This window comes from Bacillus sp. 0909A (assembly GCF_036765115.1).
Lineage (GTDB): Bacteria > Bacillota > Bacilli > Bacillales > Bacillaceae > Bacillus > Bacillus mojavensis.
Window position 1 is genome coordinate 32607 of the sequence record NZ_JBAIZU010000001.1, and the last position, 23711, is coordinate 56317.

General features: G+C 43.1%; 24 protein-coding genes and 1 riboswitch. Of the genes, 19 read left to right on the plus strand and 5 right to left on the minus strand.

Translation table 11 applies throughout. The features are described 5' to 3' along the window. Positions 1 to 46: 46 nt before the first annotated feature. Complete coding sequence (locus tag V6D42_RS00235) at positions 47 to 820, plus strand: alpha/beta hydrolase family protein (RefSeq protein WP_333512025.1); 774 nt, start codon at positions 47 to 49, stop codon at positions 818 to 820. 50 nt (positions 821 to 870) lie between these two features. Next, positions 871 to 1113 carry a DUF2584 domain-containing protein gene (locus V6D42_RS00240; RefSeq protein WP_024122585.1) on the plus strand — a complete coding sequence of 81 codons (243 nt, stop codon included), beginning with the start codon at positions 871 to 873 and terminating at the stop codon, positions 1111 to 1113. 38 nt (positions 1114 to 1151) lie between these two features. Here V6D42_RS00240 and pckA read toward each other — a convergent pair whose 3' ends face one another. Beyond that, positions 1152 to 2735: a phosphoenolpyruvate carboxykinase (ATP) gene (pckA, locus tag V6D42_RS00245; RefSeq protein WP_333512026.1), complete on the minus strand. Its 1584-nt coding sequence runs from the start codon at positions 2733 to 2735 to the stop codon at positions 1152 to 1154. Positions 2736 to 2932: 197 nt separating this feature from the next. Continuing rightward, positions 2933 to 3072: riboswitch (SAM riboswitch) on the plus strand. A 168-nt stretch (positions 3073 to 3240) separates the two neighbouring features. On the opposite strand from pckA, the gene metK reads away from it, so the two are divergent. The 3 genes from metK (at position 3241) to alaP (ending at position 8019) form a co-directional block, all read left to right on the plus strand. Continuing rightward, complete coding sequence (gene metK / locus V6D42_RS00250) at positions 3241 to 4443, plus strand: methionine adenosyltransferase (protein ID WP_333512027.1); 1203 nt, start codon at positions 3241 to 3243, stop codon at positions 4441 to 4443. 149 nt (positions 4444 to 4592) lie between these two features. Beyond that, positions 4593 to 6491 (plus strand): asparagine synthase (glutamine-hydrolyzing), encoded by a 1899-nt coding sequence (gene asnB, locus V6D42_RS00255; protein ID WP_333512028.1) that lies wholly within the window; start codon positions 4593 to 4595, stop codon positions 6489 to 6491. A 136-nt stretch (positions 6492 to 6627) separates the two neighbouring features. After that, positions 6628 to 8019: an alanine permease AlaP gene (gene alaP / locus V6D42_RS00260; protein WP_333512029.1), complete on the plus strand. Its 1392-nt coding sequence runs from the start codon at positions 6628 to 6630 to the stop codon at positions 8017 to 8019. Between the two features lie 258 nt (positions 8020 to 8277). On the opposite strand, the gene V6D42_RS00265 is transcribed toward alaP, so the two are convergent. Next, positions 8278 to 8793: a gamma carbonic anhydrase gene (locus tag V6D42_RS00265; RefSeq protein ID WP_168748585.1), complete on the minus strand. Its 516-nt coding sequence runs from the start codon at positions 8791 to 8793 to the stop codon at positions 8278 to 8280. A gap of 50 nt (positions 8794 to 8843) precedes the next feature. Here V6D42_RS00265 and V6D42_RS00270 point away from each other — a divergent pair, with 50 nt between their 5' ends. Both V6D42_RS00270 and tbcS read left to right on the plus strand, forming a co-directional pair. Then, a complete protein-coding gene (locus V6D42_RS00270; RefSeq protein WP_333512030.1) occupies positions 8844 to 9623 on the plus strand; it encodes an alpha/beta hydrolase in 780 nt (259 codons plus the stop codon). A 17-nt stretch (positions 9624 to 9640) separates the two neighbouring features. Continuing rightward, a complete protein-coding gene (tbcS, locus tag V6D42_RS00275) occupies positions 9641 to 10744 on the plus strand; it encodes a tetraprenyl-beta-curcumene synthase (protein ID WP_333512031.1) in 1104 nt (367 codons plus the stop codon). On the opposite strand, the gene V6D42_RS00280 is transcribed toward tbcS, so the two are convergent. Further along, positions 10734 to 11318, minus strand: a complete 585-nt coding sequence (locus V6D42_RS00280; RefSeq protein ID WP_333512032.1) for a tRNA (mnm(5)s(2)U34)-methyltransferase — start codon at positions 11316 to 11318, stop codon at positions 10734 to 10736. The two genes, tbcS and V6D42_RS00280, sit on opposite strands and share 11 nt — an antisense overlap. Further along, the gene (locus V6D42_RS00285) at positions 11315 to 12283 is read right to left on the minus strand and encodes a TIGR01212 family radical SAM protein (RefSeq protein WP_333512033.1); all 969 of its coding nucleotides are present in this window, start codon (positions 12281 to 12283) and stop codon (positions 11315 to 11317) included. Before V6D42_RS00285 ends, V6D42_RS00280 begins: the two co-directional genes overlap by 4 nt. 161 nt (positions 12284 to 12444) lie before the next feature. On the opposite strand from V6D42_RS00285, the gene V6D42_RS00290 reads away from it, so the two are divergent. From V6D42_RS00290 to V6D42_RS00345, 12 genes are all read left to right on the plus strand, one after another. Beyond that, positions 12445 to 12717 carry a YtzC family protein gene (locus tag V6D42_RS00290; RefSeq protein ID WP_010331570.1) on the plus strand — a complete coding sequence of 91 codons (273 nt, stop codon included), beginning with the start codon at positions 12445 to 12447 and terminating at the stop codon, positions 12715 to 12717. Between the two features lie 155 nt (positions 12718 to 12872). Further along, complete coding sequence (locus V6D42_RS00295; protein WP_010331569.1) at positions 12873 to 13010, plus strand: hypothetical protein; 138 nt, start codon at positions 12873 to 12875, stop codon at positions 13008 to 13010. Positions 13011 to 13043: 33 nt separating this feature from the next. Further along, the gene (gene ytrA / locus V6D42_RS00300) at positions 13044 to 13436 is read left to right on the plus strand and encodes a GntR family transcriptional regulator YtrA (protein ID WP_168748581.1); all 393 of its coding nucleotides are present in this window, start codon (positions 13044 to 13046) and stop codon (positions 13434 to 13436) included. Continuing rightward, on the plus strand, positions 13429 to 14307 hold the full coding sequence (gene ytrB / locus V6D42_RS00305) for an ABC transporter ATP-binding protein YtrB (protein WP_333512034.1): 879 nt from the start codon (positions 13429 to 13431) through the stop codon (positions 14305 to 14307). Before ytrA ends, ytrB begins: the two co-directional genes overlap by 8 nt. Continuing rightward, positions 14301 to 15287, plus strand: coding sequence for an ABC transporter permease YtrC (gene ytrC, locus V6D42_RS00310; RefSeq protein WP_333512035.1), 987 nt, complete (start codon positions 14301 to 14303; stop codon positions 15285 to 15287). The genes ytrB and ytrC overlap by 7 nt, the downstream gene beginning before the upstream one ends. A gap of 29 nt (positions 15288 to 15316) precedes the next feature. Beyond that, a complete protein-coding gene (ytrD, locus tag V6D42_RS00315; protein ID WP_333512036.1) occupies positions 15317 to 16294 on the plus strand; it encodes an ABC transporter permease YtrD in 978 nt (325 codons plus the stop codon). A gap of 14 nt (positions 16295 to 16308) precedes the next feature. Continuing rightward, a complete protein-coding gene (gene ytrE / locus V6D42_RS00320; protein WP_326128667.1) occupies positions 16309 to 17004 on the plus strand; it encodes an ABC transporter ATP-binding protein YtrE in 696 nt (231 codons plus the stop codon). Next, positions 16994 to 18304 (plus strand): ABC transporter permease YtrF, encoded by a 1311-nt coding sequence (ytrF, locus tag V6D42_RS00325; protein ID WP_333512037.1) that lies wholly within the window; start codon positions 16994 to 16996, stop codon positions 18302 to 18304. The genes ytrE and ytrF overlap by 11 nt, the downstream gene beginning before the upstream one ends. 101 nt (positions 18305 to 18405) lie before the next feature. Then, entirely contained in the window at positions 18406 to 19101 is a 696-nt protein-coding gene (gene bceR, locus V6D42_RS00330) for a two-component response regulator BceR (RefSeq protein ID WP_333512569.1), read from the plus strand. After that, positions 19094 to 20098: a sensor histidine kinase gene (locus tag V6D42_RS00335; RefSeq protein WP_333512038.1), complete on the plus strand. Its 1005-nt coding sequence runs from the start codon at positions 19094 to 19096 to the stop codon at positions 20096 to 20098. Before bceR ends, V6D42_RS00335 begins: the two co-directional genes overlap by 8 nt. A 101-nt stretch (positions 20099 to 20199) precedes the next feature. Then, a complete protein-coding gene (gene bceA, locus V6D42_RS00340) occupies positions 20200 to 20961 on the plus strand; it encodes a bacitracin ABC transporter ATP-binding protein BceA (RefSeq protein WP_333512039.1) in 762 nt (253 codons plus the stop codon). Continuing rightward, a complete protein-coding gene (locus V6D42_RS00345; protein WP_333512040.1) occupies positions 20951 to 22891 on the plus strand; it encodes an FtsX-like permease family protein in 1941 nt (646 codons plus the stop codon). Before bceA ends, V6D42_RS00345 begins: the two co-directional genes overlap by 11 nt. A 36-nt stretch (positions 22892 to 22927) precedes the next feature. Here V6D42_RS00345 and V6D42_RS00350 read toward each other — a convergent pair whose 3' ends face one another. Continuing rightward, on the minus strand, positions 22928 to 23674 hold the full coding sequence (locus V6D42_RS00350) for an LMBR1 domain-containing protein (RefSeq protein ID WP_333512041.1): 747 nt from the start codon (positions 23672 to 23674) through the stop codon (positions 22928 to 22930). Positions 23675 to 23711: the final 37 nt, after the last annotated feature.

Here is a 23711-nt window from a genome sequence, read left to right on the forward strand (position 1 = left end):
TTATTTTTAAAGACAGGAAAGAATAAAGAAAAAGGAGGCGGGAGAATTGATTGTTGAGAAAAGAAGATTTCCGTCGCCGAGCCAGCATGTGCGCTTGTATTCCATCTGCTACCTATCAAATGGCTTAAAAGTGAAAGGGCTGCTGGCGGAACCGGCGGCACCTGGGCGATATGATGGATTTTTATATTTACGCGGCGGCATTAAGAGCGTTGGAATGGTCAGACCGGGCCGAATTATCCAGTTTGCGTCCCAAGGATTTGTTGTATTTGCCCCCTTTTACAGGGGGAACCAGGGAGGAGAAGGCAACGAGGATTTTGCAGGAGAAGACAGAGAGGATGCTTTTTCTGCTTTTCGCCTGCTTCAGCAGCATCCTCAAGTCAAAAAGGGCAGAATTCATATCTTCGGTTTCTCCCGAGGCGGCATAATGGGAATGCTTACTGCGATTGAAATGGGAGGAGATGCGGCTTCATTCGTTTCGTGGGGAGGCGTCAGTGATATGAATCTTACATATGAGGAGCGTCAGGATTTGCGCAGAATGATGAAAAGAGTAATTGGGGGAACGCCGAAAAAGGTGCCTGACGAATACAAATGGCGAACGCCTTTTGACCAAGTGAACAAAATTGAAGCACCCGTTTTATTAATTCACGGAGAAAAAGATCAAAACGTTTCCATTCAGCATTCCTATTTATTTGAGGAGAAATTAAAACAGCTGCACAAGCCTGTAGAGACGTGGTATTACAGTACATTCACACATTATTTTCCGCCGAAGGAAAACCGGCGTATTGTGCGGCAGCTCACGCAGTGGATGAAAAACCGCTGACGTGAAATATGTTATGATATAGAAAAAAGAGAACGAAAGGGGATTTCAATTTGGGAATGCCTGTGGAATTTAATACATTAATTGTGACAAAAGGAAAAGAAGTTCGCATAGATGAAAATATATTCAGATTAGAGAAAGACGGGTATCGCATTTATCCGATGGAGATTCCGATGGATGTGAGCAAAACAAAGTTTGGTGAAAAGTCAGGCACAGCTGAAGTGCAGAAGCTTGAATGGACAGACGGGCGGACAATCATTACGTACAAGCTGACTTCCTTGCATACAGTCAATTAAAACAAGCCAAGAGCTTAATTGCTCTTGGCTTTTGCTTTTTAAACGAGAGGCCCGCCTGCTTGCGCAATGGCATCTGTATTTGTGAACTTTTTGAAGTTTTCTTTGAATTCGTTTGCCAGATATGCAGCCTTTTCTCTGTATTCCTCTTTGTTATTCCACGTGTTTTCCGGCTGAAGGATGTGATCGGGAACACCTGGAACATGAACCGGGATGTGCAGGCCGAAAATATCGTCAGTGGTCATTTGCACATTTTCTAATTTGCCTTCAATCGCTGCTTTTACCATTGCCCGTGTGTATGAAAGCTTCATGCGTTCCCCTGTGCCATAGCCGCCGCCGGTCCAGCCTGTGTTGACAAGGTAAACGTCTGCGCCGTGTTCGTCGATCTTTTTGCCGAGCATTTCCGCATATACATGAGCCGGTAGCGGAAGGAACGGTGAACCGAAGCATGTGGAGAATGTCGTCTCAGGAGACGTGACGCCGCGTTCGGTTCCGGCTAGTTTACTCGTATAACCGCTTAAGAAGTGGTACATCGCCTGCTCCTTTGTCAGCTTGCTGATTGGCGGCAGAACGCCGAATGCATCAGCCGTCAAAAATACAATCGCTGACGGGTGGCCCGCAATGCTTGGAGACACAATGTTGTCGATCATATGAATCGGGTAAGCGGCACGTGTGTTTTCTGTATAGAAGGAATCATCGTAATTAGCTTCACGCGTATCTTCATCTACAACAACATTTTCGAGAACGGATCCAAACCGAATAGCTTTAAAAATCTGCGGTTCTTTTTCTTCGCTTAAATGAATGCACTTGGCATAGCACCCGCCTTCGATATTGAAGACACCAGTGTCCGACCAGCCGTGTTCATCATCACCGATCAGTTTCCGGTCAGCATCCGCCGAAAGGGTAGTCTTTCCTGTTCCCGACAGTCCGAAGAAAAGCGCGACATCGCCTTTTTCACCGACATTGGCAGAGCAATGCATGGATAAAATATCTCGTTCAGGCAGCAGGAAATTCATGATGGAGAAAATCGATTTTTTCATTTCTCCGGCATACTCGGTTCCGCCGATTAAAATCGTCCGCTTTTCGAAAGAAACAATAATAAAGGTTTCTGAATGTGTGCCGTCTGTTTTTGGGTCTGCTTTGAAATGCGGAGCGGAAAGAATGGTAAACGGCTGTTCGACTGTTTTTTTATCATTGTCTTCAGGACGGATAAACAGCTGTCTGGCAAATAAATTGTGCCATGCAAATTCATTAACGACCGTGATCGGCAGTCTGTATTTTTCATCAGCACCGGCAAATCCTTCGAAAACAAACAGCTCATCTCGTTGTTTCAGATAGCTGACAACTTTCGTGTACAGTTGGTCAAATGCTTCCTCGGAAATAGGCTGATTCACCGGACCCCAATCGATCTTACTCTTTGTGCTTGCTTCTTCTACAATGAATTTATCTTTCGGTGAACGTCCAGTATAAGCGCCTGTGGTCGCCCGGACAGCACCCGTGGATGTCAAAATGCCTTCGTTACGGGAAAGTACTTTTTCTGTAAGCTGAGCTGCAGATAAATTATGCTGCACATTAGGACTTGTTAATAAGGCTTGCAAATCAGCGGTTAAATCAACTGAGTTCATAAGAAACCTTCCTTTATCATTTTATTTGTGTGTTGCTAATTGTGAATTAGTATAACATATATTTTCAAATAGTCTATACTATTTATCGTTTTTTGTGTGTGCATTTCCATTGTTTTCCGCAATAAAGGCGTCTATTTCTCCTGATTCATATTGACATTGCAAACCCTTTTACGATAAGATATTTCATTGAGCGGATACTCTTATCCCGAGCTGGCGGAGGGACAGGCCCTATGAAGCCCAGCAACCGGTTTCTCTATTATTCATTATGTTCAAACTGCGTGAGACAACCAAGGTGCTAACCTGATGCAAGGTTGAATGATTCCTTGAGCGATAAGAGTGAAAGGCACAAAGACCAAACCCTTTCCTCGAACGGAAAAGGTTTTTTTATTTCATAAATATGCCAATTAACATCTCTAATATAAACGTAACATTGTATAAGAGGGAGCGAGTTCCGTATCATATATATAAGGTCTTTCGGGAGGCCTTGTGCAGGAGGAAGCAAATCATGAGTAAAAATCGTCGTTTATTTACATCAGAATCTGTTACGGAGGGGCATCCGGATAAAATCTGTGACCAGATTTCTGACAGCATTTTAGATGAAATTTTAAAGAAAGACCCTAACGCGCGTGTTGCTTGTGAAACGTCTGTGACAACTGGGTTGGTTCTTGTCAGCGGAGAAATCACAACTTCTACGTATGTTGACATTCCAAAAACGGTTCGTGAAACGATTAAAGAAATCGGATACACACGTGCAAAATACGGATTTGATGCGGAAACATGTGCGGTCCTGACATCAATTGACGAGCAGTCTGCTGATATTGCAATGGGTGTAGACCAAGCGCTTGAAGCACGTGAAGGCACAATGAGCGACGAAGAAATCGAAGCAATCGGAGCGGGTGACCAAGGTTTAATGTTTGGTTATGCGTGCAACGAAACGAAAGAGCTTATGCCTCTTCCGATTTCACTTGCTCATAAACTAGCCCGCCGCTTGAGTGAAGTGCGTAAAGAAGATGTTCTTCCTTACCTTCGCCCTGACGGCAAAACACAGGTAACGGTTGAGTATGATGAAAATAACAAACCTGTCCGCATTGACGCGATTGTTATTTCAACTCAGCACCATCCTGAAATTGCGCTTGAGCAAATTCAGCGCAACATTAAAGAACATGTCATCAATCCGGTAGTTCCTGAAGAATTAATTGATGAAGAAACAAAATACTTCATTAACCCTACAGGCCGTTTCGTAATCGGAGGACCTCAAGGGGATGCAGGGCTTACAGGACGTAAAATCATCGTTGATACGTACGGCGGCTACGCACGTCACGGCGGCGGCGCGTTTTCTGGTAAAGATGCGACGAAAGTAGACCGTTCAGCTGCTTATGCTGCAAGATACGTTGCGAAAAACATCGTTGCGGCTGAGCTTGCAGATTCATGTGAAGTGCAGCTTGCATACGCGATCGGTGTTGCGCAGCCTGTGTCCATCTCAATCAATACATTTGGTTCCGGAAAAGCTTCAGAGGAAAAACTGATTGAAGTTGTTCGCAATAACTTTGATTTACGACCTGCCGGCATTATCAAAATGCTTGATTTACGCCGTCCGATCTACAAACAGACTGCTGCGTACGGCCACTTTGGACGCCACGATGTTGACCTTCCGTGGGAGCGTACAGACAAAGCGGAACAGCTGCGTAAAGAAGCGTTAGGAGAATAATTTTATAGCCGCTTACTGGTTAAGCGGCTTTCCCTTTTTTATCGATGTATCCATGTTTATTTTTTTACATAACTGTGAAACCAAATACTGTTCACAGCGTCTATAAATAGGGGTTCAATGATGACAATTTTAAATATGGAGGCAATACTATGTGTGGATTTGTCGGGGTTTTTAACAAGCATCCGTTAACTCAAACCGCTGATCAAGAAGAACTAATTAAACAAATGAACCAAATGATCGTTCACCGCGGTCCTGACAGTGATGGATATTACCATGATGAGCACGTTGGATTCGGATTCAGACGGCTCAGCATTATTGATGTGGAAAATGGCGGACAGCCTTTATCATATGAAGATGAGAAATATTGGATTATTTTTAACGGGGAAATCTATAACTATATCGAATTGAGAGAAGAGCTTGAAGCAAAGGGATATACTTTCAACACAGATTCGGACACAGAGGTTCTTCTTGCGACTTACCGTCACTATAAAGAAGAAGCGGCTTCCAAGCTGCGCGGCATGTTTGCCTTTCTGATTTGGAATAAAAACGATCATGTGCTTTATGGAGCAAGAGATCCATTCGGCATTAAGCCGTTGTATTACACAACGATCAATGATCAGGTTTATTTTGCCTCAGAGAGAAAAAGTTTAATGGCAGCTCAAAATGATATTGAAATAGATAAAAAAGCATTACAGCAGTATATGTCTTTCCAATTTGTTCCTGAGCCAAGCACGCTTGATATTGATGTGAAAAAAGTAGAGCCGGGTTCTCAGTTTACAATCCGCCCTGACGGCGATATCACATTTAAAACGTATTTCAAGGCGCGTTTTCAGCCTGTTCAGACGGAAGAAGATAAACTTGTCAAAGAAGTCAGAGACGCTATCTATGACTCTGTAAAAGTTCATATGAGAAGTGATGTGCCTGTCGGTTCATTCCTTTCAGGCGGAATCGATTCTTCGTTTATTGTATCCGTTGCGAAAGAATTTCATCCAAGCTTAAAAACATTTTCAGTCGGATTTGAACAGCAGGGCTTCAGTGAAGTTGATGTAGCGAAAGAAACTGCCGCTGCACTGGGCATTGAAAATATCAGCAAAGTCATTTCTCCGGAAGAATATATGAACGAGCTTCCTAAAATCGTATGGCACTTTGATGATCCGCTTGCAGACCCGGCTGCAATTCCATTGTATTTCGTGGCGAAAGAAGCGAAAAAACACGTAACAGTTGCGTTATCTGGCGAAGGTGCGGACGAGCTGTTTGGCGGATACAACATCTACCGCGAACCGCTTTCTCTTAAACCGTTTGAACGCATTCCGTCCGGCTTGAAAAAGATGCTTCTGCACGTAGCGGCGGTTATGCCTGAGGGAATGAGAGGAAAGAGCCTGCTTGAGCGCGGCTGCACTCCGCTTCCGGAGCGTTATATCGGCAACGCGAAAATCTTTGAAGAATCCGTGAAGAAACAGCTGCTGAAGCACTATGATTCTAGCCTTTCGTATCGCGATGTGACGAAGCCTTACTTTACAGAAAGCAGCTCATACAGCGATATTAACAAAATGCAGTATGTCGATATCCACACTTGGATGCGAGGCGACATTTTGCTAAAAGCGGATAAAATGACAATGGCGAATTCATTGGAATTGCGTGTGCCGTTCCTTGATAAAGTCGTATTTGACGTTGCTTCTAAAATTCCTGATGAATTGAAAACAAAGAATGGTACGACGAAGTATCTCCTTCGCAAAGCTGCTGAAGGAATTGTGCCGGATCACGTATTGAACCGCAAAAAGCTCGGTTTCCCTGTACCGATCCGTCATTGGCTGAAAAACGAAATGAACGAATGGGTGCGCAGCATTATTCAAGAAAGCCAAACGGACGCTTATATCCATAAGGATTACGTTCTTCAGCTTCTTGAAGACCATTGTGCCGACAAGGCTGATAACAGCCGTAAAATTTGGACAGTGCTCATCTTTATGATCTGGCACAGCATCAATATCGAAAAACGGTATATGCCTGAAGAGCTGAGCCATCAGCCTAAAGAAGTCATCTTTGTTTAACAGATAAGGCTTTCGATTCGTCGAAAGCCTTGTTATTATACCAGTATTTCTCCATCATCATTGATTACCCTGCACATTCGTGCAAAATATTCAGAAGAATGATTTAATGATATTTTTTTCTAGGGGAGAAGGGAACATGCAAAAACAAAAACAAGAATTGCATCGCGGTCTTGAAAAAAGGCATATTTCTTTAATGTCGTTAGGGGCTGCCATAGGAGTGGGACTCTTCCTTGGCTCCGCATCAGCTATCCAATTAGCAGGTCCGGGTATTTTGGTGGCATATGCCTGCAGCGGTCTGGTTATGTTTTTTATTATGAGGGCTCTTGGGGAAATGGCGATTCAAAAGCCGGTCGCGGGCTCCTTCAGCAGGTATGCACGTGACTACTTAGGCCCGCTCGCAGGCTACTTAACCGGGTGGAATTACTGGTTCTTATGGGTTGTAACCTGTATGGCGGAAATCACAGCTGTCGGAATTTATATGGGATACTGGTTTCCGGATGTGCCAAATTGGATTTGGGCATTGTCGGCGCTGGTGATTATGACTGGTGTCAATTTCCTGGCCGTGAAGGCGTATGGAGAGCTGGAGTTTTGGTTCGCTTTGATTAAAATTGTCGCAATCCTTTCTATGATTGCTGTCGGTTTATTAATGATCATTGCAGGCGTCGGCAATGGAGGCATTGCTACAGGCATCAGTAATTTGTGGAGCAACGGCGGATTTTTTCCTCATGGAATAAAAGGGGTCTTATTGTCACTTCAAATGGTGATGTTCGCGTATTTGGGCATTGAGATGATAGGGGTGACGGCCGGCGAAGTCAAAAACCCGCAAAAATCATTAGCGAAAGCGATTGATACGGTATTTTGGCGTATCCTGATTTTTTACGTCGGTGCTTTATTTGTGATCATGTCCATTTATCCGTGGCAGGAAATTGGCTCACAAGGAAGCCCTTTTGTACTCACGTTTGAAAAAGTGGGGATTCCATATGCGGCAGGCATCATTAACTTTGTCGTTCTGACGGCGGCGCTGTCTTCTTGCAACAGCGGCATATTCAGCACAGGACGCATGCTTTTTAACTTAGCGGAGCAGAGCGAGGCGCCAAAAGCATACGGTAAGCTGACCAAAGGCGGCATTCCGGGTAAGGCCGTACTGGCTTCTGCGGGTGCGTTATTAGTCGGTGTGCTGTTAAACTATATTGTGCCTGCGAAGGTATTTACTTGGGTCACAAGCATTGCCACGTTCGGGGCGATTTGGACATGGGCGATCATCTTGCTTTCCCAGATCAAATACCGTAAAGGCATGCAGCCAAAGGATCAAAAACAATTAAAATATAAAATGCCTTTTTACCCATTCACGTCATATTTATCATTGGCCTTTTTAGCATTTGTCATTATCCTGATGGCTTATAGTCCGGAAACAAGAGTCGCCGTTATTGTCGGTCCGATTTGGTTTCTGATTTTGATAGCCGTTTATTATGGCAAAGGCTTTCATAAGAAAAACGCATCTGTGTCAACTGAACAACAGATCAGCTGACAAAGAGAGCTCCCGGCGGGCTCTTTTTTGTTTAAGTAAAGCTACTCATAGAGAGAGCAGAGAATAGGAATAAGTTTTTTGCAGAGACTGCTTACAGTGGCGTCTCATTTTTTATGATAAGATAAAAGTCACACGTTTGTTTTGATATGTGAACGTTTTATGGAAAATTAAAAACCCGAACTGCTATTTGGTTCGGGTCAGCGATGGTTATCGCTTAAATAATATTTTGAAAAATGGTAAAGTAAAACGAAGCTGGTCTTACATTTGCTGAAGTGATTTATAATATTGGCCCTTTGTTACATATTCAGACCGTATTCTTTGCATGTCTTTTCGGTCTTCATCCGTCAAAGGACGGATGACTTTTGCTGGGCGGCCGAAGGCAAGATGGCCTGGCGGAATGATTTTTCCCGGCGGAACAAGGCTGCCGGCACCAATAAAGGCGCCTTCACCGATTTCGGCTCCATCTAAGATGATTGAACCCATGCCGATTAAGGCGTTCTTGCGGATCACGGCGCTATGGAGTGTAACCTGATGGCCTATCGTGGCGTCATCTTCAATGAGAAGCGTCCGGTTCGGGCTTTGATGGAGGCAGCTTAAATCTTGGATATTGACTCTGTTACCGATTCTGGTCGGGGCTACATCTCCTCTTATGACCACTGAGAACCAAATGCTGGATTGTTCTCCGATGACCACATCACCGGTAATTGTTGCATTATCGGCTACAAAAGCCGTTGGGTGGATTTTTGGCGTGTATTCCTTATAAGGGTAAATCATATATCTTTCATCCTTCTTTCTCTATTTAATTTTTGTATGAGGTGAACCGCATGTGGACCTGGAAAGCAGACAGACCTGTGGCAGTGATTGTTATAATCCACGGGGCAAGTGAACATCATGGACGGTATAAATGGCTGAGTGAAATGTGGAGATCTTCGGGTTATCACGTTGTAATGGGTGATCTGCCGGGACAAGGGACAACCACCCGGGCCAGGGGTCATATTCACTCATTTCAAGAATACATTGATGAAGTAGATACTTGGATAGATAAAGCACGAACCTTTGAACTGCCTGTTTTCCTTCTCGGCCACAGCATGGGCGGCCTGATCGCGATTGAATGGTTTAAACAGCAGAGAAACCCCCGCATTACGGGAATTATTTTATCATCACCGTGTCTCGGGCTGCAAATTAAAGTCAATAAAGTGCTTGATCTTGCATCAAAGGGGCTGAATGTCATTGCTCCGTCGCTTAAAGTTGATTCAGGATTATCGATTGATATGGCGACACGGAATGAAGATGTCATCGAAGCAGGCCAGAACGATCCCCTCTTTGTCACAAAGGTTTCTGTCAGATGGTACAGAGAGCTGTTAAAAACTATCGAGTCTGCCATGGTGCCGACAGAGGCTTTTCTGAGGGTGCCGATTCTAGTCATGCAGGCCGGAGATGACAAGCTGGTCGACAAAACGAAGGTCATCAAGTGGTTTTCAGGGGTTGCTTCCCACAATAAGTCATATAGGGAATGGGAAGGGCTTTATCATGAAATATTTAATGAACCGGAAAGAGAAGACGTTTTTAAAGCCGCAAGAGCATTTACTGATCAATATATTTGAACTGGGGGGTGCATGTGTTGACAGTACCGGAACATCCTTTTGGACTGATGGCAAAAGTATATCGTGATATTTTTCCGCTCGTTCATCAAGAGCTGAACATATGGAAGCAAAAATCAGAAGCAATTAAAAACAGTGAATTAAAAGCACAGGCAACCGCGAGTATTCGAGATAAAACGTTTCACTGTGAAGGCGGCGGCATATTGGCCTTATTGTCAGGGAGTCATAAGCAGAAATGTGTTGAGTTCATCATCGCATACCAAACGATCAGCGACTACCTGGACAATTTGTGCGACCGCAGCACCTCACTTGACCCGGAAGATTTCCGAATGCTTCACACCTCTATGCAGGACGCGTTGACAGTGGGAGCTGAACCGCAAAATTATTATCAATTCAGGGACGAGCAGGATGACAGCGGATATTTGCAGGAATTGGTGAAAACGTGCCAGCGTGTCCTCGGTTCTATTGAACACTACGACATGATTAAACCTTATTTGCTTGAGCTTTGCGGCTATTATTGCGATTTGCAGGTGCATAAGCACGTTGTAGAGCATGAGCGCGTCCCGCGCCTAGAAAAGTGGTTTACCCAATATGAATCAGAGCTTCCTGAGATGGAATGGTATGAATTCTCAGCTTGTGCAGGCTCCACGCTAGGCATTTTCTGTCTTGTCGCATATTCGTTTCAGCCTGATTTTACTGAAAGCACCGCAAAAAAAATCCGCAACAGTTATTTTCCTTACATACAAGGTCTTCATATTCTGCTTGATTATTTGATTGACCAGGAGGAGGACTTGCTTGAAGGGGACTTGAATTTCTGCTCGTATTATCAGTCGCATGAAGAAATGATGAATCGGCTGCAGCACTTTATTCAGAAAGCCGATGAACATCTGCACGGCATTCCGCACGAAAACTTCCACCGCTTAATCAACCGCGGCTTGCTGGGTGTCTATTTGTCTGATGATAAAGTAGCGGGCCAAAAGGAAATGGGCCGGCTCGCGAAGAAGCTGATCAAAGCAAGTGGAAAAACCTCCTTTTTCTTTTATATCAACGGCAGAGCCTACAGAAAGTTTCAAAAAATGGCCTGGATGAAAAACTCAAAGAAAAAAGCTCAAATCATTTGCTGATTTGAGCTTTTTTTTCGATCGCAATAATAAACGGCGGGTCATTTTGCTGATTGATAAATCCGTATGTTAAGACACGGGCTTCTTGCTGATCTAAGTCCCGGCAAAAGTCGAGCACGTCGTTTTTTTCAGTTTTGCCTTCCGGGTGACCATGATAGACGACCAGAACAATCAGGCCCTCATCTTTCATGATGCTGAGAAGCTGTTCAATCGCTTTGATCGTTGAACTGCCGTTCGTCGTAATCGATTTGTCCCCGCCCGGCAGATAGCCGAGGTTAAACACAGCGGCCGCTACTTTCCCGTGTGTTTCCTGCGGAAGTGATTCAGCAATTTTGTCATGGCTTTTATGAAATAAAGTTGTCCGGTTTTGATAGGTGTCACCGAGCCGCTCCTTCGTATTGGCCACTGCTGATTCTTGTATATCAAATGCGTATACATGGCCGTTTTCACCGACAAGTTCAGCTAAAAACAGGGTGTCGTGCCCGTTCCCCATTGTGGCGTCAACAACGATGTCTCCGTTCCCTGCGGCCATTTTCAGCAGCTCTTTACTGTAGGGAAGAATCTTTTTCAGAATCATAAGGCTGATTCCTCCTGAAGACGCTGAAAGAACTTACCTTGGTAGCTGCCGCGGTTTTCAAGTTCTTTATTGATAGCGCCGAGCACTTCCCATTTGTTCACACTCCACATTGGCCCAACCATCAATTCAATCGGCCCGTCACCAGTGATACGGTGTACGATCATTTCTGGCGGGATGATTTCAAGCTGGTCACAGACGAGCTGCACATATTCGTCTTGAGAGAGAAATTCCAGCTTTCCCTTTTCGTATTGTTTCACCATCGGCGTGCCCTTCAGCAGGTGCAGCAAATGGATTTTAATACCCTGTACGTCCAAATTTGCCACTGCTTTTGCCGTTTCCATCATCATGTCCCGGTCTTCCAGAGGAAGTCCATTGATAATATGCGAGCAGACGCGTATGCCGTGTTTTCTTAGCTTATTCACACCTTCAACGTAGCAGTCAAAGTCATGTGCCCGATTGATCAGAAGAGCTGTCCGTTCGTGAACTGTCTGAAGCCCGAGCTCCACCCAAAGATACGTGCGTTCATTCAGTTCTGCCAAATACTCAACAACGTCATCCGGCAGGCAGTCCGGCCGTGTGGCGATTGAAATGCCGACCACATCGTCGAGCGCGAGAACAGACTCGAATTTCTCTCGAAGCACGTCAACTGGAGCATGCGTATTGGTGAAAGCCTGGAAATAAGCGATATATTTCCCGTCCTTCCATTTTTCGTGCATGCGGTTTTTAATGTCGTGGAATTGCGTCATTAAATCATCGGCCCGGTTTCCCGCAAAATCACCGGAGCCCGCGGCGCTGCAAAAGGTACAGCCGCCGTGAGCGACAGTGCCGTCCCGGTTCGGGCAGTCAAAGCCGCCGTCAAGCGCTACTTTAAATACCTTATGCCCAAAATGATCTCTGAGATGATAATTTAATGTATGATAGCGTTTTTCCGTATTTGAATAAGGAAAAGGATTGTTCTGAATCACGATTAATGTGCCTCCTTGCGTACGATTGCATCCTAAAATTGTAGCACGCATTTCATATGAGAACAAATGAATATCGACCATAAATTTCTTTATTGAATCATGTCTGATGAGGCTACACTATGGATGATGGATTGTTTCCATTACCAAGAGGAGGGGTTACTGTGGCAACAAGACAATCAGTAGATGAACATCTCCAACAATGTATGCAGGCGTATGATTATGCTGAAGAACAGCTGAAAATCGCTTCTAAACAAGAGCATTATAACGACCAAGAATACAGCGATGCGCAAATGCAGATTGAAAATGCGGTAAATGCCTTGAATAAACTATGGCTGTCATCAAATGATCAGCAGAGAGAACAGCTGTACAGAATGAGACTTCAGCTTCAAGCTTTGCAAAATAATATGATCTTGCAGCACCCTCTTGATGTGTAAGAAACGGACCCTTTTGATAAGGGTCCGTTTTTTTGTAAAAAAAGGATTGACTTTGCACTGCAAAGTATTTATTGTATTAAGTGTACTAATTGAAGTAATACACTATAGACACTAATAAAAAAGTCATTTATATATTGAAATTAAGGGAGGCAGTTATGAAACATAAAAAACAAAACAAGCGTAACGTGCCAATGCTGATCGCGGCATCTATGATTGCTTGTTCTTTTTTTCTTGTCCTTGTGATGATCGGTTTTGAATGGCAAAAAAGTATAATTGATTCGTTTTATTTATGAAAGGTTCAGATCGTATAGAAAGTAGGGAAGTAAATGATTCAAATCGATCCAAGAAGCTCAACGCCCATTTACGAACAAATTATTCAGCAAATGAAAGAGCTTTGTTTGAAAGGGATCATGAAGCCTGGTGATAAGCTTCCTTCTGTCAGAGAATTGGCGACGATCATTATTGCGAATCCGAATACTGTCAGCAAAGCGTACAAAGAGCTTGAGCGAGAGGGTATTATTGAAACGCTGCGGGGCAGAGGGACCTATATATCGGAAAATGCAAAAACGACACTGGTTGAAGGGAAGATGACGATGATTAAAGAGCAACTCAAACAGCTCATCATCGATGCACATTATGCGGGGGTTGAGCTGGAGAAACTGCAAGAATGGATAAAGGAAATCAGCGCTGATGTGAAAGGGGGCAAGAGCGATGATTGAATTAAGACAGCTGTCTAAGACGATTGACGGCAATCAAGTATTAAAAGATGTTTCATTAACAATTGAAAAAGGAGAAATCTTCGGGCTGCTCGGCCGCAATGGGTCAGGCAAAACGACAATGCTTCGCTTAATCCAGCAAATCATTTTCGCCGACAGCGGGACGATTTTATTTGATGGCGTAGAAATCAAAAAGCATCCGAAGGTCAAACAGAATATCATCTTCATGCCTGTTCAAAATCCTTTTTATGACAAGTATACATACAAGCAGCTTGTTGACATCCTGAGAAGGATTTATCCGAAGTTTGATGTCACCTACGCGAATGAGCTGATGAACAGGTACGAAATTCCGGAAACGAAAAAGTACCGTGAGCTGTCGACGGGCTTGAAAAAACAGCTGTCACTCGTTCTATCGTTTGCGGCGAGACCGGCGCTGATTCTTCTTGATGAGCCGACGGACGGAATAGATGCAGTGACAAGGCATGATGTACTGCAGCTGATGGTCGATGAAGTGGCTGAGCGTGATACGAGCATCCTGATCACCTCCCATCGCCTTGAGGATATTGAACGGATGTGCAACCGAATTGGTTTTCTCGAAGATAACAGACTGACCAACGTCATGGATCTTGATGAATTAAAAGAAGAATACATTAAAATTCAAATGGCCTTCGATACAGATGTCAATTTGGCCATCAGAGAGCAAAACATTCCGATGCTCGATCAGGCCGGTGTGTTTTACACGGTGCTGATCCCGAAAAGCGATGAGAAGAACAAGAGCTTTTTAAGAGAGCTGAAGCCAAAAGTGTGGAATGAGCTTCCTGTCAACCTGGAAGAAGTGTTCATTGCGAAGTTTGGAGGGAAGCGGAGATGGTAGACCGAGGTCTCCTCTATCGAGAGTGGAAGCAGAATCAAGTGGTGATTTTGTTAAGTATTGTGTTTTTAGTGTTTGCAAATCCGCTTTCTATCGTTAATACGTATTTATCTTATCAAGGATGCCTTGATCGGCAAGACCCGCAATATTGTGATTTTATTGTAAATTATTCCATAAGCAATCTGATAGATATCAACTGGGTGCCGGGTGTCATTTTGGCGGTCTGCTTCCTGGGCATGGAACGTTCGAAAGGCACGATGGGTTTTATATTAAGCCTCCCATATAGCAGAAGCCACATTTTTCAGACGAAATTTTGGTTAGGCGGTTTTGTGATTGTACTGTCTCAATTGATTGGCTTTTTCCTTGCATGGCTGCTAATTCTTGTTTATAGCCCTGAACACGTCTACTATTTTGAGCACAGCAGCGTTGGGGTGATCGTGATTAGCTTTATGACTTACTCTCTGGTGATGGCCGCCGGAGCGTTAACTGGTAATGCTTTTGCCCAGCTGCTAACGGCGTTTTCTGCAGCTATATTGCCGTATTTAATTATTGCTTTGCCGGTAGGAAACTTTGAAGTTGTTTTTGGCGTGAGTATATGGGAACTATTCCCTTCCCCTGAGGCTTATTTTTCTCTAACGAGCAATTTATCATATCTAGTGCCTATTGGTTACGTTGCAAATGGATGGCTGTCTGACAGTAGATATATTTTATTAATTCCAGCCGTAATGAGCATGCTATTTTACTTGATTGGCTTTATAAGCTTCAAAAAGCTTCCAAGTGAACGAAACGGATACTTTTTCTTATGGAACAAATTAGATCGTCCGGTGCAAATTCTGGTTATGGCTTTCGGCATCCTTGGATTTGGTTTATTTGGATACTATACCGGACATTCCATTATTGGTTATATTTTGGGGATGATGATTGGAGCTGTAGCTGGATTTTTTGTGAGCTACTTCTCTATTTACAAGAAAACAAAAGTGTAATGAAATGCCTTAGGTTTGGGGGGAGTGAGTTGCCGGATTCCGGACTGCTTTACAAAGAGTGGCGGCAGAATAAAGTCGCCTTAGTTATCACCATTTTGGTTTTTATATTGGGTAATCCTTTATCAATTTTAAATATGTATCTCATCTATCAAGGCTGTGTCACTGGAAAAGAAAATTGGGTCGGCCCCTGCGTATTCAGCGTTGATTATTTAAACAGCACATTTATCTCAGTATTTTGGATTTGGGGAGTCGTTTTGGCGGTCAGCCAGCTTGGGATTGAACGAAGCAAGGGCTACTTTGACTTTACATTAAGCCTTCCTTATACACGAGGGCAGATATTTAACGCGAAGTTCTTGACTGGCGGAATGGTGATTGTGATACCGCAACTCATAGGTTATGCTTTGTCTGTTTTGCTGATTTTGTTTTTGAAGCCTGATCAGGCCTTTTATTTTCACAACTACAGCTTGGGAATGATCATTGTTAGCATGCTGGCTTATTCTTTGGTTATGGCTGGAGGAACTTTGACAGGCAATACCTTCGCACAGCTTTTAGTCTCATTTACCGTGGCCATTTCGCCGTTTTTACTCATCAGCCTGCCTGCGATCAACATCGAGATCCTTTTAGGAGTGTCAATCGATTTTATCCATGGTCCAGTACCCAAATGGGCACAGTATTTGGTCCCGATAATCTATATAGACTCGAAATGGGTTGAGGATTCTCCATATTATTTAGTGATTCCGGCCATCATGACGATCATCTTTTACATCATCGGCTACATCAGTTTTGTCAAACTGTCTAATGAACGGAACGGATATTTCTTTTTGTGGAAACCGCTAGACCGCCCGGTACAGGTCATTGTCATTATCATTGGAATCATGGGCTTCGGGTATTTTGGATTTGCCGCAACGGAAAGCTTCGCCGGCTACATATTTGGCATGACTGCTGGCGCCGTGATTGGTTTTCTTATCAGCTATTTTGCGATTTATAAAAAAACAAAACATTTATAAGGGAGAGAGAAAAGATGATTGATGTTCAGCATATTAACCATTCTTTCACGATTGGAAAAAAGGGCCGTGAGAATGAAGTGCCTGTCTTAAAAGATGTCTCGTTGACTGTTGCGAAAGGAGAAATCGCCTGTATCGTCGGACGAAGCGGATCAGGTAAATCAACGCTTCTGAATTTGATATCAGGCTACATCACACCGACAAAAGGTCGTATTGTGATTAACGGAACTGATGTCACGGGGTTTAATGAAAAGGAATGGGCTCAGTTCCGCCTTGAACACTTTGGGTTTATTTTTCAAAGCTTTCAGCTCATCCCGGGCTTAACGACGTATGAGAATGTTGAAATGCCGCTGGCGCTAAAAGGGATTAAACCGTCTGAGCGCAAGAAAAAGGTACAGGACATGCTGAAACGCGTCGGTCTTGAAAACCATGCTGCTCACTACCCTAATGAACTGTCAGGCGGCCAACAGCAGCGTGTCAGCATTGCGAGAGCGCTGATTTTAAATCCGTCGATTATTTTAGCGGATGAGCCGACGGGAAGCCTTGATTCAGAAACGGAACAGGAAGTGCTTGAATTGATCCAACAGCTGAACCGTGAGCGGGGCATTACATTTGTGATTATTACCCATGATGATGAAGTGGCTTCAATCGGACACTCAAAATTCCAGCTGCATGACGGTGTGTTAAAAGGGGGTATTACCGTTGAGATTTAAGGATCAGGTTCATTTTATCAGAAGAAATATGAAGAAAAACAGGCTCCGCGTCTTTATGACAATTCTTGCGACAACAATGGCGTGTGCGTTTTTGGTTGTGCTATCATCCGTAGGATTTGGGATTCAAAAGACAATCACAGATATGACGATGAGCCAGCAAATTGTGACTAAAGTCAGTGTAATGGGCAAGGAAGGGGATAAGCCTTTTAAAAAAGCTGATTTAGAGAAGTATGATCATGTAAGGTCAGTTGTAGAACGAACGCAAGTGTATGAGCCAAACAAAGCAACTTTAGGCAATCGCACAAATGAAAGCTCTAATCTCATCTTTACCAATATGAACGATGAATTAAAAGCCAATATGGAATTAGAAAAAGGAAGAGTCGCTAAGTCGGAAAATGAAATTGTAGTAGGATACGACTTTGCAAAGAGATTATTGACGAAAAAAGAATCTGAAGAATATAACAAAAAAATCGAAGAAGCAAAAGGAAACACCGAAGATATAGAAGAACCAAAGGGCTACACGAAAGACATCCTGAACAAAACGATTGAATTAAGTGTATCAAAAACAGATCCTAAAACAGGGGATGTTAAGAAAACAAAAACGTATGACTTTAAAATTGTCGGTATTACAAAAAAACCATCTCAAGATTGGATGGAGGATTCAAACATCTTTATCAGTGATCAATTCAAGAAAGACTTTTCGGAATTTTTAGATTTCAAAGGCGGGAATGTTGAAAAAAACGTTGGCGTTTATGCTGATAAATTTGAGAATGTGGAACAGCTGACAAACGATCTAACAGATGACGGATACTATGTCACATCAGTTACTACCGAGCTTGAAGGAGCCAACACCTTCTTCATGGTCTTCAAAATCGGCCTGATCTTTGTCGGATGTATCGCGGTTATCATTTCAGCCATTGGAATATTTAACACGATGACGATGGCGGTTACAGAAAGAACGCAGGAGATCGGCATTATGAAAGCGATTGGGGCAAGCCCGTCTATCATTCGCCGAATGTTCTTGATGGAAAGTGCGTATATCGGAATTTTAGGCTGTGTGATCGGGATTATCATTTCTTACGGCGTGAGTTACCTTGTCAATCTGGCCGTTCCGATGATTCTCGCGGCGACAAGCGGAGGTGAAGCGGGCGATCTGAATTACACGTTTTCTTATATTCCGCTCAGCCTTGTCATCATTGCGGTTGTGATTTGCGGCGGTGTCGCTGTGATTTCGGGTATGAACCCAGCCCGAAAAGCAACAAAAACCAACGTGCTGACAGCATTAAGAAGAGAGTTGTAATCAAAGAAAGCCGGCTGAACCAGCCGGCTTTTTCTGTATAGCGCATGAACAAGATTTGCTATACACTTGACATAAAAAAAGGAAAAAGTGCGGTGAGTCCATTGTTTAAACTTTTGCTGATAGAAGATGATAAATCGCTGTTTCATGAAATCAAGGAGCGTTTAACGGGATGGTCCTATGATGTATACGGCATTCAGGATTTCAGCCAAGTGATGCAGGAATTTGCGTCAATCAAACCCGATTGCGTCATTATTGATGTTCAGCTCCCTAAATTTGACGGGTTTCATTGGTGCCGGCTGATCCGCTCCCGGTCAAATGTTCCGATTCTCTTTTTATCCTCCCGAGATCATCCTGCTGATATGGTGATGTCCATGCAGCTTGGGGCGGATGACTTTATTCAAAAGCCGTTTCATTTTGATGTGCTGATAGCGAAAATCCAGGCGATTTTCAGGCGTATACATCATTATAATACAGAGCCAAGCGCGATCAAAACGTGGTGCGGAGCTGCCATAGACGCGGAGCAGAACCTCGTCAGCAATGACAAAGGCTCTGTTGAACTGACCAAAAATGAAATGTTCATTCTCAAACAATTAATAGAACAAAAAAACAAGATCGTCAGCCGTGAGGAGTTAATCAGAAGCCTGTGGAATGATGAGCGTTTTGTCAGTGACAATACGCTGACCGTCAATGTCAATCGCCTGCGAAAAAAACTGGATGCCCTGCAGCTTGGCGCATATATCGAGACGAAGGTCGGCCAAGGCTACATGGCGAAGGAAGAGGATCATTTCTATGATTAAAGCATTCCTCATCGAAAGACGAAGCTGGATTGCCGCATTTTTGCTGCAGCAAATTCTGATTTTGTTGATTGCCTATGTTGATCCGTCTATTCCATTTAAAAATGTTCTTTATATTGTTTATTTGTGTGTCCTGATCTTTGTTGTGTTTGTTATTATCCGTTTTCGGAAAGAAACCGCATTCTATAAATGCCTCGAAGAATGGGAAAATAATCTTGATGTCACCGCCATAAGTGAACCGGAGACGCCGTTTGAAGAGTTGATTGAAAAAAGCATCACCGGACAAACGGAACAATTGAAGCAATCTGCATTGCGGAATCGCTTGGCATTAGAAAATGAAAAAGATGAACTGATGGCGTGGATACATGAGGTCAAAACACCATTAACAGCACTGCATTTAATCATCGATCGGATGGAAGACCCATCTTTAAAATCCCAGCTATCGTATGAGTGGCTACGCATCCATCTGCTTCTTGATCAGCAGCTTCATCAAAAGCGCATATCCTTTATTGAAAATGATCTGTCTTTAGAGATGATCAAGCTTAAGCCCTTGATTATTAAAGAGATCAGAGACTTGCAATCGTGGTGTATACAGAAAGGAATCGGTTTTGATATTCAGCTGGAGGCAGAGGAAGTCTTGAGCGATGCGAAATGGCTGGCCTTTATCATCAGGCAGCTGCTGACCAACGCCGTAAAATACAGTGAAGCAGCTGATATTGTGATCAACAGCTATGAAAAAGAAGAGCGGAAGGTTCTTGAGGTAAAAGATTTTGGAAGGGGCATAGACAGAAAAGACGTCTCACGAATTTTTGATAAAGGGTTTACATCTACAACCGATCATCATAATCAGTCTTCTACGGGCATGGGGCTTTATCTGACAAAGAGAGCCGCAGAACCGTTGCTGATCGATATCGATGTGCATTCAAAGCTTGGAGCTGGAACAACCTTTACCTTAACCTTTCCGAAACGAAATCAATTCGAACGTGTCATTAGCGTGTGACGAAAATGTCACATGCTTTTCTTTTTTGTTCGCCTAATCGAAGGAAAAGCCCGTCGATCCTTTTTATAATAACAGTATCCAATATAAAGGAGACTACGGACATGATGATTTTAGAAGCGAATAAAATTCGAAAAAGCTATGGTAACAAGCTAAATAAACAGGAAGTGCTGAAGGGCATCGATATTCACATTGAAAAGGGCGAATTCGTCAGCATTATGGGTGCTTCAGGGTCGGGCAAAACCACTTTGCTTAACGTTCTGTCCTCGATAGATAAGGTCAGTCACGGAACGATCAACATTAACGGAAACGAAATGACGTCCTTGAAGGAAAAGCAGCTGGCTGAATTTAGAAAACAGCACTTAGGCTTTATCTTTCAGGATTACAATTTGCTAGACACATTAACAGTGAAAGAAAATATCCTTCTGCCGTTATCGATCACGAAAATATCAAAAAAGGAAGCACACCGCAAGTTTGAGGAAGTGGCGAAGGAATTGGGAATTTATGAATTGCGGGATAAGTACCCGAATGAAATTTCCGGCGGCCAGAAGCAGAGAACATCTGCCGCAAGAGCGTTTATTCATGACCCGAGCATTATATTCGCTGATGAGCCGACCGGCGCGCTCGATTCGAAATCAGCCTCTGACCTATTAAACAAGCTGAGCCAGCTCAATCAAAAACGCTGCGCCACAATTATTATGGTTACCCATGATCCCGTTGCAGCGAGCTACTGCGGCAGAGTCATTTTTATTAAGGATGGTTTAATGTATACGCAGCTGAATAAAGGGGGCCAAGACAGGCAGACGTTTTTCCAGGATATCATGAAAACACAAGGCGTGTTAGGCGGGGTTCAGCATGAACATTAATCAGCTCATTCTGCGAAATCTGAAAAAGAATATCAGGAATTATTACCTCTATGTGTTTGCCTTAATCTTTAGTGTGGCGCTTTATTTCGCATTTGTCACACTCCAATATGACCCGTCCATTAATGAAGTAAAAGCTTCTATTAAAGGCGCCGCGGCTATTAAAACCGCTTCAATTTTGCTTGTGGCTGTTGTATCAATCTTTATTTTGTATGCCAATACCATTTTTATTAAAAGACGGAGTAAAGAGATCGGGCTGTTTCAACTAATAGGAATGACAAAGCACAAAATCTTTCGTATCTTAAGTGCGGAAAATATCATGCTGTATTTCGGCTCGTTAGCCATCGGGGTTTTTGCCGGATTTTCAATATCAAAGCTTGTGCTTATGATCTTGTTCAAAATCGTCGATGTCAAAGCTGATGCGAAACTGCATTTTTCTGAGCAAGCCTTGGTTCAAACAATCATTGTGTTCTGCGGCATTTACCTTTTGATTATGATCATGAATTATACGTTTATCAAAAAACAAAGTATCTTATCTTTGTTTAAAGTAACGTCTTCCACTGAGGATAAAGTGAAGAGAATCTCTTTTTTCCAGATGCTGATCGGGGCACTGGGCATCGTGTTGATTTTAACGGGATACTACGTGTCTTCCGAGCTGTTTAGCGGAAAATTCAAGACCATAAACGAACTGTTTTTCGCCATGAGTTTTATCTTAGGGTCCGTCATTATCGGGACGTTTCTCTTTTATAAAGGATCGGTTACGTTTATCTCGAACATCATTCGGAAAAGCAAGGGCGGCTACTTGAATATCTCAGAGGTTCTGTCACTGTCATCGATTATGTTCAGAATGAAATCGAACGCGTTGCTGCTGACGATTATCACAACCGTTTCAGCGCTCGCCATCGGGCTGTTATCCCTTGCTTATATTTCGTATTACTCGGCAGAAAAGACTGCTGAACAAAATGTAGCGGCGGATTTTTCATTCATGAATGAGAAAGATGCCAAACGATTTGAAAGCAGTTTGAGTGAAAATGACATCTCGTACGTCAAAAAAGAAATGCCTGTCCTGCAATCGTCTTTTGATCTCACAAATATCATGGATGGAACTTCGAAAGAGATGCAGGGCGATCCCGGCAACACACAGCTGGCTGTTGTTAGCGATAAAGATGTAAAAGGAGTCGATGTGTCAGCTGGGGAAGCGGTTTTCTCAGGATACACTGATTTGCTGCAAAAAATAATGGTTTTAAAAGACTCCGGCAGCATTAAAGTCAAAAGCAAGAATGAGACAGAATCATTACACTATAAAGGATTAAGAGAAGAGTTTCTTGTATCCTACACGTTTACAAGCGGGGGAATGCCTGCAGTCATAGTAGATGACAACCTGTTTAAACGGCTGAACAAAGATAAAGACCCTCGCATTCAGCTGGCGCAATCTGAATTTATCGGCATCAATATGAAACATGGAGATCAGCTTGAAAAAGCAAATGAGCTTTTTCAGAAGGTGAACAAGAAAGATCTACATTTATCAAGGCTGGATACAAGTATTGCGCAAAAATCTCTTTTTGGTATGGTCATGTTCATCGTTGGTTTCTTAGGATTAACATTTCTCATCACCTCGGGGTGCATCCTTTACTTTAAACAAATGGGTGAAAGTGAAGAAGAAAAACCGAATTATACCATCCTAAGAAAACTCGGTTTTACACAGGGCGACCTGCTGAAGGGGATACGCATCAAACAAATGTATAACTTCGGCATTCCATTGGTGATCGGCCTCTTTCACAGTTACTTTGCCGTACAATCCGGCTGGTTCTTATTCGGATCAGAGGTATGGTCGCCGATGATTATGGTGATGGTGTTATATACTGCACTCTATTCTATTTTCGGTATTCTGTCGGTTCTTTATTATAAAAAGGTGATTAAGTCGGCATTGTAAAACAGTAAAAGCTCCAGAGAACTGGAGCTTTTTTGTTTATCGTTTCGGCGCCCGATACCCGGCTGCCTCAGCCTCTTCCACTGAACAAAACATGTCAGCAGGGTCTGTCGTCCGGTCATAGTATGTACTGCCCGGCGTATGATAAATGCCGTTTTTGCTGCCTTTGATAAGACAGCCTTCTGCTGTATCAGCAGTGTTGGTTTCGTTGCTTTTATTTGTGCTGGTTGAAGATTGTTCGCTGTTTTCTTTCGTGCTGGCTGTTCGGTTTTGCGCCTCTTTTAATTGCTTTTCAAGCTTTGTTTTATCCTGTTGAAGGGTTTCATTTTCAGCCTTTGCTGTTTTGGTATCTTCTTTGAGCTGTTTTTGTTTTTCTTGAAGTTCTTTATTTTCTGCTTTTAATGATTTCTGAGTCTTTTTTAATTCACTATTTTCTTTCTCCAGCTGCTTGAGCTTGTCTTGATCTTTTGTATTGTCTTTCAGTTTCTTTGCTTCAGAGCTGATGGCTTCATACTCTTTCTCAAGTGCTTCATGCTCTTTTTTAAGACTTTTATATTCAGTGTTTAGAGCTGAATATTTTTTATCAGCATTTGTTGCGGCAGCGTCAGGTTCTGACAAAGCTGCTCCGGTGAAGAGCAGAATGAGGCCTCCAATGAAAAGCGGCCAAAAGAGTTTTTTAGAGAACCGTTTTTCCTTTTTCAGCACATATCTGACGAGGTGATACAATCCATAGCCAAGCGAAAAGAGAAATGCGAAAAAACCGAGGAATGCGAATGCCATTTCCAAGAAATTCACTCCTTTTTCTATTTATTTTACAATTTTC